This is a genomic window from Micromonospora sp. NPDC049049 (genome assembly GCF_040649115.1).
Taxonomy (GTDB): domain Bacteria; phylum Actinomycetota; class Actinomycetes; order Mycobacteriales; family Micromonosporaceae; genus Micromonospora.
On sequence record NZ_JBEZEX010000001.1, the window covers coordinates 277,888 to 290,969 of the forward strand.

Consider the following 13,082-nt stretch of genomic DNA (forward strand, 5'->3'; position numbering starts at 1 on the left):
CCGCCGGGCGGGCCTCAGGCCAGCTCGGCCAGGGCCGCGAGCAGCCGGTCCACCTCGGCGGCCGTGCTGCCCAGCCCGATGCTGGCACGCAGCGCGGTGGGCGGCAGGTCCCGCCGGCCGGTACGCCCCGCCGCCTCGCCGAGCAGACGCCGGGCCAGGGGGTGGGCACAGAACAACCCGTCCCGTACGCCGATGTGGTGCTCGGCGGCCAGCCGGGTGGCCACCTCGGTGGAGTCCCAGCCGGCGACCACGAACGAGACGATGCCGACCCGGGGCGCGTCCGGGCCGAAGGTGCGCAGCTCGACGACGTGCGGCAGGGCGGCGAGGCCGCTCCGTAGCCGGGCCAGCAGGGCCTGCTCGTGGGCGGCCAGCGCGCCCTGGTCCGCCTCGTCGAGCGCCCTGCACACCGCCGCCAGCGCGACCGCTCCGAGCAGATTCGGGGTGCCGCCCTCGTGTCGGGCCGGGCCGGTCGCCCAGGTCACGTCGTGGGTGGCCGGCCCGACGTGGCTGGTGGCGCCACCGCCGGCCAGGTAGGGCGGGGCGGCGTCCAGCCAGTCGGCGCGACCGATCAGCACGCCCGCGCCGAACGGCGCGTACAGCTTGTGACCGGACACGGCCAGGTAGTCGACGTCCAGCGCGAGCAGGTCGACCGGAGCGTGCGGGGCGAGCTGCGCGGCGTCGAGCACGATCCGGGCACCGTGCCGGTGCGCCACCCGCGCCAGTTCGGCGACCGGCCACCGCTCACCCGTCACGTTGCTCGCACCGGTCACCGCTACCAGCACCGGCAACGCCGGGCTGCTGCCCCGGCGCAGCTCGGTGAGGGCGGCGGCGAGATCGCGTACCGCCCCGTCGGGGTCGCTGGGCACCGGCAGCCGCACCGACCCGCGCGGCCAGGGCAGCAGGTTGGCGTGGTGTTCGGAGGCGTTCGTGACCACTGTGGTGCCGGCCGGCACGGCCCGTGCCAGCAGGTTGAGCGCGTCGGTGGTATTGCGGGTGAAGATCACATGATCGTCGGCGCGAGCGCCGAAGAAGTCCCCGATCGTCTGCCGGGCCTGCTCGTACGCGAGGGTGCAGCGCCGCGACAGCGCTCCCGCTCCGCGATGCACGCTGGCGTACCAGGGCAGCAGCTCGGCCACCGCGTCGGCGGCGGCCCGCGCGCACGGCGCACTGGCCGCGTAGTCCAGGTTGATCTCGCCGGGCACGCCGAGGACGTCGAGCGACGCGGACGGCACGGTGGGCAGGCTGGGCAGCGAGGGTACGAGAGTGACGGACACGCCGGAACCTCCGGGGTCAGGGACCCCGGGTGCGACATCGGGACGGGGTCCGCGCTTGCCCAGCACACCGATCGGGCTGGGCCCGGTCATCACCCGGGGCACCCCACCGCGAACTCGACGAGGGTTGCCGGCCAGCAAGCCGGGGCTTGACGCTGGCGCTCGTGACCTGCCGGCAGCATAGCGGCTACCGATGCGACCGAACCAGCCGGCGGCGGATGGCTACGCTGACCGCATGGCCGACACCCCGCCCGGTTCACCGCTGCCGCCTGCGCCCGCAGCCCCGCCCGCGCCCGCCGGCCCGCCCATGGGTGAGACGCCGCGAATGCCGCTGCGCCGACTGGGCTGGCGGCGGTTCCTGGTGCTGGCCGGGGTGGTGCTGTTGATCGCGGCGTGCGCGGTCTTCATGGTCTTCACGCTCGGCCAGTCGCTCGGTGCGCAGGCCCTGCTGATCGGGGTGGTCGCCGCCATTCTGCCGGTGCCGGTGCTGGTCGGCTGCTTCCTCTGGCTGGACCGGTACGAACCGGAGCCGCTGAAGTATCTGATCTTCTGCTTCGCCTGGGGAGCGTTCGTCTCCACCGCCGCATCGCTCACCGTGAACGATTTCGCGGCCAACCGCTTCGCCGACTGGGGCCTGCCGTCGGCGCTCACCGGGGTACTGGTGGCGCCGTTCATCGAAGAGCTGACCAAGGCGCTGGGCCCGATCCTGCTGCTGGTGTTCCGCCGCCGTGAGTGGTCGGGGATCACCGACGGCCTGGTCTACTGCGGGCTCTCCGCGGTCGGCTTCGCGATGGTGGAGAACATCCTCTACCTGGGCGGGTTGGGCTACGCGTCCGGCGCCGACCGGTACGGCCCGGCCACCGGCATCCAGCAGGTCATCGCGATCTTCATCCTGCGGATCCTGCTGTTCGGGTTCGCCCATCCCCTTTTCACCTCGATGACCGGTGTCGGGTTGGGCATCGCCTCCCGGACGGCGGACCGGCGCATCCGGGTGCTCGCCCCGATCGCCGGCCTGCTGCTGGCGATGATGCTGCACGGCACGTGGAACCTGCTGCCCACGCTGACCCAGGCCACCGGCGAGGCCATGATCATGCTGTACGGCTTCCTGGGCCTCATGGTGCCGGTCTTCTTCGGCACCGTGGGGCTGGCGCTGTGGCTGCGCGCCTGGGAGGGGCGACTCACCGAGCGGGTCCTGCCCGACTACGTACGCGCCGGCTGGCTCAGCCCGCCCGAGGTGGCCGCCCTGAGCAGTCTCGGCCGGCGGCACGCAGCCCGCAGTTGGGCGCGACGGGTGGCCGGCGACGCCGGGGTGCGGGCGATGCGGGGCTACCAGTCCGCCGCCACCCGGCTGGCCCTGCTGCGCGACGGGGCGCTGCGCGGCCTGGACCGCAAACCCGCCGACCAGGAGCGGACCGCCCGCGAGGAGCGGGAACTGCTGGACGCGATCACCGGATACCGGTCGTTCTTCGTGGGTCGGGACCCGCAGGCCCCGGCGGGGGTCTGGGACGGCAGCCGCTACCACCTGCGCTTCCCGGACGGCACCGAGCGCGCGGTGGACGCGCCGGACGAGCCGGTGGTGCCGATCCCGGTGGTGCTGGCCCCCGCCCCGGCTCCGATGGGTTACGCCCCGCCCGGTGGGCCCGGCCTGCGCCCGGCCTCCCCCTGGCCCCCAACGCACCCCTGACACCGCCGGCTACCGCCCAACCAAAGCAGCGCAGCAAGGCGCGGCAGGCCCACGCCCCGCGCCCGCGCCGCCCCCGCCCGCGCCGATCTTGCAGTTTCGGTCGTCGAAAAGCGTGGAATGCCCTCTACGCCGGGACAGTAAGTGCAAGATCGCGGATCGGCGTGGCGTGGCGTGGCGTGGCGTGGCGCGTGGCCTCGCTGGGCGTCAGGTCATCAGCGAGGTTAGGAAGTCGCCGAGGCCCTGGAACATTGCGATCAGCGCGGCGCCGATCGCCCGGAACATCTGCGCGGCGCCGTCCGGCCGAAAGGCCATGAAGTAGATCAGGAACGCGACACTGCCCCAGGTCAAGAGCTTCTTCACGAATACCGGCATCGTCCCTCCCCAGGGCCACGGTCGCCGGATGGCTTCCCGTCGTGCGGCTGGGCAAACGGTGCGCGACGGGGCCTGGTGGCCGGGGGAGGTGCGTCAGAGGTAGAGGCCGGTCGAGTCGTTCTCGATCCGCTCGGCGGCTACGGCGTGCACGTCCCGCTCCCGCAGCAGCACGTAACCGCGGCCGTGCAGCTCGACCTCGGAGCGCTCGTCCGGGTCGAAGAGCACCCGGTCGCCGGAGACGATGGCGCGCACGTTCGGCCCCACCCCGACCGCGGTGGCCCAGGCGAGGCGCTTGCCGACCGCTGCGGTCGCCGGAATGACGATGCCAGCGGTGGAGCGGCGTTCGCCCTCGCTGCCCTCCATCCGCACCAGCACGCGGTCGTGCAGCAGGCGGATCGGCAGGCCGGCGTCGAGATCGTTGTCGGCGGTCACGTCGCAGACGCTACCGTGTGGCCGACGGTGGCCGGCCGGTGGTTACGCCGGAGGTGGTCGGGGCATTGTGTGGTGGAACCGCCCTACGGTGTCGGGAACGGACGTATGCTGTCCGACCTGTCGCCGTCGGCGGGCCGGGTTTTCTGCCAGGAGGTGCGCTTGAGCCGCTTCGAGCGGGTACGCGGGCGGCTTCGCCGCGCCTACCAGTCACGACAGGAGTCGGCGCCTGCCGACGAGGGCGCCGCGAGTGACGCGTTGAACGACGCGTCGGAGGCGGCCCGGGTGGCGTCGCCGGCCGTGCCGGGGCCGACCGCGCCGCCGAGCGCCGCTGTCTACGGCGCGGAACCTCCGGTGGACCTGCACAGCTCCACCTCCAGTCGGGACGACGCCGACGTTCCGCACGGGTTGCGGATCGCCGCCGCGTGGTGTTGGCGACTGATCGTGATCGGCGTGGTGGCCTGGGCGCTGCTGCGGATCGTCGGCACGGTCAAGATCGTGATCATTCCGCTGGCCATCGCGCTGCTGCTCTCCGCACTGCTCGCCCCTGCGGTGGGCTGGTTGCTGCGGGTCCGGTTCCCCCGGTCGCTGGCGACGGCGGTGGTGCTGGTCGGCGGCCTGGCCGCGGTGATCGGCACGCTGACGCTGGTGGTCAACGAGTTCATCCGTGGCGTACCGGAGCTGAGCGAGAAGTCCTCGGAGGGCGTCCGGCAGATCCAGAACTGGCTGAAGACGGGCCCGCTGCACCTCTCCGACACCCAGCTCGACCGCTACATCGACGAGGCGCAGGCCTGGATCAACAACAACACCTCAAGGTTCACCAGCGGCGCGCTGAGCACCGCCGCGACGCTGGCCGAGGTGCTGACCGGCACGCTGCTGGTGCTCTTCGCGACGTTCTTCTTCCTGCGCGACGGCAACCGGATCTGGCGGTTCCTGGTCCGGCTGCTGCCGGTGGCCGCCCGGTGGAAGGTCGACGACGCCGGCCGCGCCTCCTGGCAGACGCTCGTCGCCTACGTCCGCGCGACAGTGCTTGTCGCCTTCATCGACGCGGTCGGCATCGGCATCTTCCTGGTCGCCTTCGACATCCCGTTCGCCTTCCCGCTGGCCGCGCTGGTCTTCCTCGGCGCGTTCATCCCGATCGTCGGTGCGGCGCTCTCCGGCGGCGTGGCGGTGCTGGTGGCCCTCGTCGACAGCGGCCCGGTCACCGCGTTGATCATCCTGGGCGCGGTGATCGGCGTGCAACAGATCGAGGGGCACGTGCTCCAGCCGCTGATCATGGGCCGGGCGGTCGCCCTGCACCCGCTCGCGGTGATCATCGGTATCGCCGCCGGCGTCGTCCTCGCGGGCATCACCGGCGCGCTGGTCTCCGTGCCGCTCATCGCGGTGCTGAACACCGCGGTCCGCCGGCTTGCCGCCCGCAGGGTGCCGGACACCCCGCCCGACGCCGTGGTCGTCGCCTCCCAGGCCCCCTAGGGCCGCGATCACGCAGGATCACGGAAAGAGTGGCCTCCCGCCAGCGGGAGACCACTCTTTCCTTGTTGTAGCGCGATCGTGGGCCGGTCAGAGCGGCCCAGGTGCGGCGCGGCGAGGGTCAGGACTTGGCGAGGCGTTCCAGTGCGCCTCGGGCCACCTCGGGGCGGGTCGTGTACCAGAACGGGGGCAGCGAGCGGCGCAGGAACGGCCCGTAGCCCCGCGCCGTCTCCAGTCGGGAGTCGAGCACCGCGACCACGCCCTTGTCGCCGGTCGCCCGGATCAGCCGGCCCACGCCCTGGGCCAGCCTCACCGCCGCGATCGGCACGCTGACCGCTGCGAAGCCGGAGCCGCCGCCCGCGTCCACCGCCGCCGCGCGGGCCGCCGCCAGCGGTTCGTCCGGGCGGGGGAAGGGCAGCCGGTCGATGACGACGAGCTGACAGGCGTCGCCCGGCACGTCCACCCCCTGCCAGAGCGACATCACCCCGAACAGGCAGCTGGCGCGCTCCTCGCGGAAGCGACGCACCAGCAGCGGCAGCGCCTCCTCGCCCTGAAGCAGGACCGGCAGGTCGGTCCGCGCACGCAACAGCTCCGCCGCCTGCTGCGCGGCCCGCCGGGAGGAGAAGAGCCCGAGAGTACGACCACCGAGCGCCTCGACCAGCCCGAGCAGTTCCTCCCCGGCAGCATCGGGCAACCCGGAGACGCTGGGGCGGGGGAGGTGCGCGGCGACGTACAGGATGCCCTGCCGGGCGTAGTCGAACGGCGAACCGACGTCGAGTGACCGCCACCCGGGGCCCTCGGTGGCCGGGACGACGGCGTTCGGGGTGACCTCGCCGGCGAGGCGACGGCCGGGCGCTTCGGCAGCCGGCCGGCCGGGGCCGGTGCGGGCGGCCTGTGCGGCCGCGGCGGGGGTCGGCGGGGCGGGCGGTGGCGCGTCCAGTCCGAGGGCACGGGCTACCGTGTCGAACCGGCCGCCCAGCGCCAGGGTCGCCGAGGTGGCCACGACGGTGCGTTCGTCGTACAGGTGGGTGGCGAGGGTGCCGGCCACCGACAGCGGCGCGACCACCAGCGCCCGGCGGTTGCCGCTGTCGTTCTTCTCCACCCAGGCCACGTCGTGGTCGCCCTCCTCCAGCAGCCGCTGCGCGGTGGTGGAGAGCTCGTCCAGGGCGGCCTTGGCCTGCTGCTTACGGACCGGGTCGGGGTCGTCGGCCTTGATGTCGCCGATCGCGTCCAGGGCGGAGCGGGTCGCCGCGTCGAGCAGCGTGCACGCCTCCCGCAGTGGCGTCGGCAGCCCCGCGGTGATCCGCCCGGCCGGCGCCTCGGCCAGCCCGACCGCCAGGGCGTCCCCGGCGGCGGTGAGCGCCTCGGCGGTCTCCGGGCGCAGCAGCGTACGGGCCCGCCGGGTGGTCCGGTCGATCAGCTCGGGCACCAGCTCCGCCTGGGCGGCGGAGGAGACGCGGTCAGCCAGCTCGTGCGCCTCGTCGACGATGAGCAGCTTGTGCGGCGGCACGATGTGCCGGTCGGCGAGCATGTCGACAGCGAGCAGGCTGTGGTTGGTCACCACGATGTCGGCCTCCCGGGCGCGGGCCCGCGACGCCTCGGCGAAGCACTCCTGCCCGAACGGGCAACGGGCCGCGCCGACGCACTCGCGGGCCGGCATCGACACCAGCCGCCAGGCCTGGTCTTCGACGCCCGGGTCCAGCTCGTCCCGGTCGCCGGTGGCGGTCTTCTCGGCCCAGTCGCGCAGCCGCTCGATCTGCTTGCCCAGCCGGCCCGCCTCACCGAGCCACTTCACCGCGCCGCCGGGGCGCGCCGCGGGGGCGTCGAAGAGGGTGTCCTCCGGCTCCTCCTCGGTGGAGTTGTCCAGTCGGGCGAGGCAGAGGTAGTGATGGCGGCCCTTGAGCACGGCGAAGGTGGGCCGACGGCCGAGCACCGGCTCGACCGCGTCGGCGAGCCGGGGCAGGTCGTGGTCGACCAGCTGGGACTGCAACGCCAGGGTGGCAGTGGAGACCACCACCGGACCGTCCACAGTGAGCGCCGGCGCGAGGTACGCCAGCGACTTGCCGGTGCCGGTGCCCGCCTGCACGAGCAGATGCTCGCCGCCGGCCACGCACTCCTCGATCGCCGTGGTCATCTGCAGTTGGCCGGGGCGCTCCGCGCCGCCTGGCACCGCGCCGACCGCCGCCGCCAGCAGCTCGGTGCCACTGGGTCGGGCACCCCGCCGCCGGCCCTTGGCACGGGCCGACGGGGTGGCGGAACCGGTGGCGGTGCGGGGCGGAGTCACCGTGCGACGGTACCCGGCGCCGCCGACACCGACCGCGCCCATCCGCCGCGTGGCGCGATGCCGACCGGGGCGAGGTGTCGTGGTCGACCCCGTCCGGTTACGGCCACGCTACGACGCGTTGGGCTGTATCGGTTAGGGTGCGAATCATGCCGAGCGACATGGTCCGAGTGATCTACCGCAAGTACGACGGCAGCGCCCACCGCGACTACCCGGCCCGTCGGCTCACCGAGGACGATCTCGGCGTCTGGCTCGGCGTGCCGGAGGGCACCGAGTCGGTCTACCACGGCCGGCCCTCGGTGGAGAAGATCCCGTTCGTGCTGTTGGTGCCACACCGCGCCTGGTGGACGGGCATGTTCAACCCCCCACCCCGCACCAGCGAGGTCTACTGCGACATCACCACCCCGGCCCGCTGGGAGTCCGACGACACGGTCCACCTGATCGACCTGGACCTGGACGTCGTCAGGCGTCGGGCCACCGGCCTGGTGGAGCTGCTCGACGAGGACGAGTTCGCCGAGCACCGGGCCCGGTTCGGCTACCCGGAGGATGTGGTGGCCGAGGCCGAGGCCGCGGCACAACGGCTGCTGAGGGCGCTCGGCGACGGCACCGAGCCGTTCGCCACCGCGTACCGCAAGTGGTTGGCCCTGGTGGTCTGAGGCCGCACGGCCGGTCTGGCCGGCTCACCAGCGTGGCGGCCAGCCGTCGTCGGCGCCCAGTGGTGGCAGGTCGGTCAGTTTCTCCGGGTTGAGCTGGTTGTAGATGGCGGTGATCCGGCCCTGGTCGACAGCGAACGCGGTGACCAGGCGGATCGGTCGACCATCGCTGTGCGTGGTCTCCAGCTGGAGGCCGAGAATGCCGTCGACGAGCACGGGCCGAGCCAGCACCCGGCCGGTGTACCGGCCGGTCCGGCCGAACAGGCCGAGCGTGAGGCGAGCCACGGGGTCCGCGCCGAACACCGGCCAGCGGGCGGCCGGGAAGTGCCCGCCCGAGTCGCCGACGAAGACCACGTCCGGCGCGAGCACCTGAAGCAGCTGATCCAACTCGCCGGACTCGGTGGCGGCGACGAACGCCTCGAGCACCCGACGCTGCTCGGCCGGGTCGGCGGTGTGCCGGGGTACGTCCGGCGAGGTGACCGCCCGCCGGGCCCGGGAGGCGAGCTGCCGGGCCGCCACCTCGGTGGTGCCGAGCACCCCCGCGACCCGGGCGAACGGCAGCGCGAACACGTCGTGCAGGACGAGGGCGACCCGTTGCTCCGGCGCGAGCCGCTCCAGCACCACCAGCAGCGCCGTGCCGACCTCGTCGGTGCGCACCGCCCGCTCCGCCGGGTCGGGCGCGTAGCCGTCGGCCGGCGACCGGCCGCCCAATGGGCTCACCACCGGCTCCGGCAGCCACTGCCCCGGGTACGCCTCCCGGCGGACCCGGGCCGAGCGGAGCACGTCCAGGCAGATCCGAGCGCAGGTGGTGGTCAGCCAGGCGGACAGGTCTCTGATCTCGGCGCGGGCCGCCGGGTCGGCCAGCGCCCCGGCGTAGCGCAGCCAGGTCTCCTGTACGGCGTCCTCCGCCTCGCTGCGGCTGCCCAGCATCCGGTGGGCCACCGCGAGCAACCGGCCCCGCTCGGCCTCGAACTCCGTCGCCAGCTCCCGCACGACCCACCACCCCTTCCGGTCGGCGTCCCGGACTACATCCTCCCGCCGAGCGGGCTCCACGGCTGCCCCGAGACGGCCCGGCAAACCGGTGCTCGCCGTGGGCGCAGGTCGGTCGGTGCCGATCGGCGGGCCAGGTTCGGAGGTGGGCCTCGGCGGGCGGAACGGCGGTGGGTGGGCGATGATCCGTGCATGAGCGCACCCCAGCAAGGGCAGGTCGTGGCACCCGAGGGCGGTTCCGTGCGGGACCTGCTGCGGGTCACCGCGCCGGTGGATCTCGGCGCGATCGACCCGCGGTCCATGCCCGGCCTACCGGAGCCCGCAGGCCGCGGCGAGCACCGTAAGACCTGGGCGCGGGAGCAGGTGGAACTGGTCGGCGAGGAGCTGGGCCGGCAGCAGGAGATGCTCTTCGCGATGGCCAAGACCGGGTCGGAACGGCCGGCGCAGCGGGTGCTGCTGGTGCTCCAGGCCATGGACTGCGGCGGCAAGGACGGCACGATCAAGCGGGTGGCCGGCGCGATGAACCCGCTGGGCCTGCACATCCGCTCGTTCGGACCGCCGACCCGCCAGGAGTTGCGGCACGACTTCCTCTGGCGGATCCGGCGTGAGCTGCCACCGCAGGGCTACGTGGGGATGTTCAACCGTTCGCACTACGAGGACGTGTTGATCGCCCGGGTCGGCTCGCTGGTGCCGGAGACGACCTGGCGAGCCCGCTATGACGAGATCAACTCGTTCGAGCAGGAGCTGACCGAGGGCGGCGTCACCCTGATCAAGGTGATGCTGCACATCTCGTACGCCGAGCAGGGCAAGCGCCTGATGGATCGGCTCACCGACCCGCGTAAGCACTGGAAGTACAACCCCTCCGACATCGACTCGCGAGGGCACTGGGACGACTACCAGGCTGCGTACGCCGAGGCCCTGAGCCGGTGCGGCACGGACGCCGCGCCCTGGTTCGTGGTGCCGGCGGACCGCAAGTGGTACCGGGACTGGGCGGTGGCCCACCTGCTGCGTGAGACGTTCGACACGCTCGAACTGGGGTATCCGGCTGCCGATTTCGACGTGGCGCGGGAGCGGAAGCGCCTCCTGGCTGGGGGAGCGGGTGCTGGTGGGGCGGCCGAGATGAACGGCAGGTGAACGAGCGGTGAATGACGCCTGGCCAGGGGTGGGCCGGCGAATTCCCGGTTCCGCCGTTTCCTAGCATTCACCGAGCGGGCGCTCTCGGGCACCGCCACCCTTCCACCGACGCGACGAGGTCTGTGCTGTGAAGTTTTCCTTCCGCCCCACCGAGGGCGCCTTCTACGAGCTCTTCACCAGGGCCGCGCAGAACCTGGTCCGGGGCACCGCGCTGCTCAACGAACTGGCCCTGCCCGGCGTGGACGTGCAGTCCGTCAGCGAGCGGCTGACCGAGGTCGAGCACGACAGCGACCAGATCACCCACGACCTGTACAAGAAGATCAACTCGACTTTCATCACCCCGTTCGACCGGGAGGACATCTACCGGCTCGGCTCGTTGCTGGACGACGTGATGGACCACCTGGAAGCGGTGGGCGACCTGCTCTACCTGTACGGGTTGACCGAGCTTCCGGCGCTGCCCCGCGAGCTGCACGAGATGGTCAACGTGCTCGACCAGCAGGCCAAGCTGACCGCCGACGCGATGCCCCGGCTGAAGTCGATGAAGGACCTCGAGGACTACTGGATCGAGTGCAACCGGCTGGAGAATGAGGGCGACCGGATCAACCGGCAGCTGCTCGTCCGCCTCTTCTCGGGTGAGTACGACGCGTTGACGGTGCTGAAGATGAAGGAGGTCGCCGACGAGCTGGAGGCTGCCTGCGACGCCTTCGAGCACGTGGCCAACACCGTCGAGACCATCGCCGTCAAGGAGTCCTGAGCCGGTGTCCCCTGAACTCATCGCCGTGCTGGCGGTGATCGCGGTGGCCCTGGCGTTCGACTACACCAACGGCTTCCACGACGCCGCCAACGCGATCGCCACAAGCGTCTCCACCCGGGCGCTGACACCGCGGATCGCCCTCGGGCTCGCCGCGGTCGGCAACTTCATCGGCGCCCACTTCGGTGCCGGCGTCGCCAAGACCGTCGGTGACGGTCTGGTCACCCTCCCCACCGGGGTGAGCAGCCTCGGCGTGGTCTTCGCCGGGGTGCTCGGAGCGATCGCCTGGAACCTGATCACCTGGTACTTCGGTCTGCCCTCGTCGTCCTCGCACGCGCTCTTCGGCGGCCTGGTCGGCGCCACCCTGCTCTCCACCGGCGGCATCGTGCAGTGGGGCAACATCGGCGTGAAGGTGCTGCTGCCGATGGTGCTGTCGCCGATCGTCGGCCTCACCCTCGGTTACCTGCTGATGCTGGCCATCCTGTGGCTGTTCCGAAAGGGACAGCCGGGCAAGCTCAACCGGGGCTTCCGTTGGGCGCAGACCGCCTCGGCAGCCGCCATGTCGGTCGGCCACGGCATGCAGGACGCCGCCAAGACCATGGGCATCGTGGTGCTGGCGCTCTACACCGGCGGTTTCCAGGAGAGCAAGACGCACATCCCGGGCTGGGTGTTCTGGACCTCGGCGACGATGCTCGCCCTCGGCACCTACGCCGGCGGCTGGCGGATCATCCGTACCCTCGGTCGCAAGATCATCGACCTGGGTCCGCCCGAGGGCTTCGCCGCCGAGACCGTCGCCAGCGCTGTGCTCTACTTCAACGCCCTGGTCCTGAAGGCCCCGATCTCCACCACCCACACCATCACCTCGGCGATCATGGGTGTGGGCGCGACCAAGCGACTCTCCGCGGTTCGCTGGAACGTGGCCGGCAACATCGTGCTCGCCTGGATCATCACGTTCCCGGCCGCCGCGCTGATCGCGTGCGTCACGTACCTGCTGGTCCGGCCGCTCTTCGGCTGAGTCTCCGGAAGGGCCCCCGGTCACGGTTCAGCCGTGGCCGGGGGCCCTTCCGCTGTTCAGACGTAGCGCACGCCGATCTGCTCGCGGACCGTGTCCAGCAGCCTCATCACCTCGAGGGTCGTGGCGTGCGGCACCACCGGACTCTCGGTCAGCCCGGCGGCCAGGCAGCGCTGCACCTCGATCGCCTCGTACTGGTAGCCGTTGCCGGCCCCGTCGGCGACGAGCGTCTCCGGCTCCGCGCCGGCCCGGTGCACTGTCACCGAACCCGGCCGGAAGAACGGCTCGGGCAGGTCGATCCGCCCCGTGGTGCCGGTGATCGAGGCGGTCTGCCCGCTCAGCCCGACCATGCCGCAGCTCAGGGTCGCCAGGGCTCCGGTGTCGTAGCCGAACAGCATGCCGGTGTTCTCGTCCGTCCCCTCCGGGCCGAGCTGCGCCCAGGACCTGATGTGCTGCGGCACCCCGAGCAGCAGGTGGGCCAGGCTGATCGGGTAGATCCCCAGGTCGAGCAGGGCGCCCCCGCCCAGCGCCGCGTTGCGCATCCGGTGCTCCGGCGGGAACGGCCCGGCCACCCCGAAGTCGGCCCGGACGCCGGTCACCGTGCCGATCGCCCCGTCCGCGATCAGCTCGACGACCCGCAGGATCATCGGATTCAGCCGCATCCACATGGCCTCCATCAGGAAGACCCCGGCGGCGCGGGCGGTCTCCACCAACTCGGTGCTGGTGGCCAGGTCGAGGGTGAACGGCTTCTCCAACAGCACCGCCCGACCGGCGGTGAGGCAGGTCATCGCCGCCTCGTAGTGCGCGGAGTGCGGGGTCGCCACGTAGATCGCGTCCACCTCCGGGTCGGCGGCCAGCTCCACCCAGGAGCCGTAGGCGCGCTTCGCGCCGTACGTGTCGGCGAAGCGCTGTGCGCTCTCCGCGGCGCGGGAACCGACCGCGACCAACTCGGCGTCCGGCACCAGCCGGAGGTCTTCGGCGAAACGGCTGGCGATGTGGCCGGTGGCCAGGATGCCCCAACGAGTCATGCCGGAA

12 protein-coding genes and 1 riboswitch are annotated in these 13,082 nt (G+C 72.5%); of the genes, 6 read left to right on the plus strand and 6 right to left on the minus strand.

Annotated elements, in window-relative coordinates; all coding sequences use genetic code 11:
• Positions 1–14 precede the first annotated feature (14 nt).
• On the minus strand, positions 15–1,274 hold the full coding sequence (locus tag AB0B68_RS01280; protein ID WP_357257331.1) for an aminotransferase class V-fold PLP-dependent enzyme: 1,260 nt from the start codon (positions 1,272–1,274) through the stop codon (positions 15–17).
• 46 nt (positions 1,275–1,320) lie between these two features.
• Positions 1,321–1,441, minus strand: a riboswitch (SAM riboswitch).
• Between the two features lie 23 nt (positions 1,442–1,464).
• Here AB0B68_RS01280 and AB0B68_RS01285 point away from each other — a divergent pair.
• A complete protein-coding gene (locus AB0B68_RS01285) occupies positions 1,465–2,955 on the plus strand; it encodes a PrsW family intramembrane metalloprotease (RefSeq protein ID WP_357257333.1) in 1,491 nt (496 codons plus the stop codon).
• 204 nt (positions 2,956–3,159) lie between these two features.
• Here AB0B68_RS01285 and AB0B68_RS01290 read toward each other — a convergent pair whose 3' ends face one another.
• Both AB0B68_RS01290 and AB0B68_RS01295 read right to left on the minus strand, forming a co-directional pair.
• On the minus strand, positions 3,160–3,327 hold the full coding sequence (locus AB0B68_RS01290; RefSeq protein WP_167337262.1) for a hypothetical protein: 168 nt from the start codon (positions 3,325–3,327) through the stop codon (positions 3,160–3,162).
• Between the two features lie 93 nt (positions 3,328–3,420).
• Positions 3,421–3,759: a co-chaperone GroES gene (locus tag AB0B68_RS01295; protein ID WP_091402887.1), complete on the minus strand. Its 339-nt coding sequence runs from the start codon at positions 3,757–3,759 to the stop codon at positions 3,421–3,423.
• A 105-nt stretch (positions 3,760–3,864) separates the two neighbouring features.
• On the opposite strand from AB0B68_RS01295, the gene AB0B68_RS01300 reads away from it, so the two are divergent.
• A complete protein-coding gene (locus AB0B68_RS01300; protein WP_357257335.1) occupies positions 3,865–5,229 on the plus strand; it encodes an AI-2E family transporter in 1,365 nt (454 codons plus the stop codon).
• Positions 5,230–5,347: 118 nt separating this feature from the next.
• Here the strand turns inward: AB0B68_RS01300 and AB0B68_RS01305 are convergent, their stop codons facing one another.
• Positions 5,348–7,552, minus strand: a complete 2,205-nt coding sequence (locus tag AB0B68_RS01305) for an ATP-dependent DNA helicase (protein WP_357194048.1) — start codon at positions 7,550–7,552, stop codon at positions 5,348–5,350.
• A gap of 104 nt (positions 7,553–7,656) precedes the next feature.
• Between AB0B68_RS01305 and AB0B68_RS01310 the strand changes: the two genes are divergently transcribed.
• Positions 7,657–8,163, plus strand: coding sequence for a DUF402 domain-containing protein (locus AB0B68_RS01310; RefSeq protein ID WP_357194051.1), 507 nt, complete (start codon positions 7,657–7,659; stop codon positions 8,161–8,163).
• A 24-nt stretch (positions 8,164–8,187) separates the two neighbouring features.
• Here AB0B68_RS01310 and sigJ read toward each other — a convergent pair whose 3' ends face one another.
• Positions 8,188–9,153 (minus strand): RNA polymerase sigma factor SigJ, encoded by a 966-nt coding sequence (sigJ, locus tag AB0B68_RS01315; RefSeq protein ID WP_357194054.1) that lies wholly within the window; start codon positions 9,151–9,153, stop codon positions 8,188–8,190.
• 189 nt (positions 9,154–9,342) lie between these two features.
• On the opposite strand from sigJ, the gene AB0B68_RS01320 reads away from it, so the two are divergent.
• From AB0B68_RS01320 to AB0B68_RS01330, 3 genes are all read left to right on the plus strand, one after another.
• Positions 9,343–10,284, plus strand: a complete 942-nt coding sequence (locus tag AB0B68_RS01320) for a PPK2 family polyphosphate kinase (RefSeq protein WP_355005826.1) — start codon at positions 9,343–9,345, stop codon at positions 10,282–10,284.
• 127 nt (positions 10,285–10,411) lie between these two features.
• Positions 10,412–11,038: a DUF47 family protein gene (locus AB0B68_RS01325; RefSeq protein WP_053655020.1), complete on the plus strand. Its 627-nt coding sequence runs from the start codon at positions 10,412–10,414 to the stop codon at positions 11,036–11,038.
• A 4-nt stretch (positions 11,039–11,042) separates the two neighbouring features.
• Complete coding sequence (locus AB0B68_RS01330; RefSeq protein WP_357194058.1) at positions 11,043–12,050, plus strand: inorganic phosphate transporter; 1,008 nt, start codon at positions 11,043–11,045, stop codon at positions 12,048–12,050.
• Between the two features lie 56 nt (positions 12,051–12,106).
• Here AB0B68_RS01330 and AB0B68_RS01335 read toward each other — a convergent pair whose 3' ends face one another.
• Positions 12,107–13,075, minus strand: a complete 969-nt coding sequence (locus tag AB0B68_RS01335) for a Gfo/Idh/MocA family oxidoreductase (protein ID WP_357206458.1) — start codon at positions 13,073–13,075, stop codon at positions 12,107–12,109.
• Between the last annotated feature and the right edge of the window lie 7 nt (positions 13,076–13,082).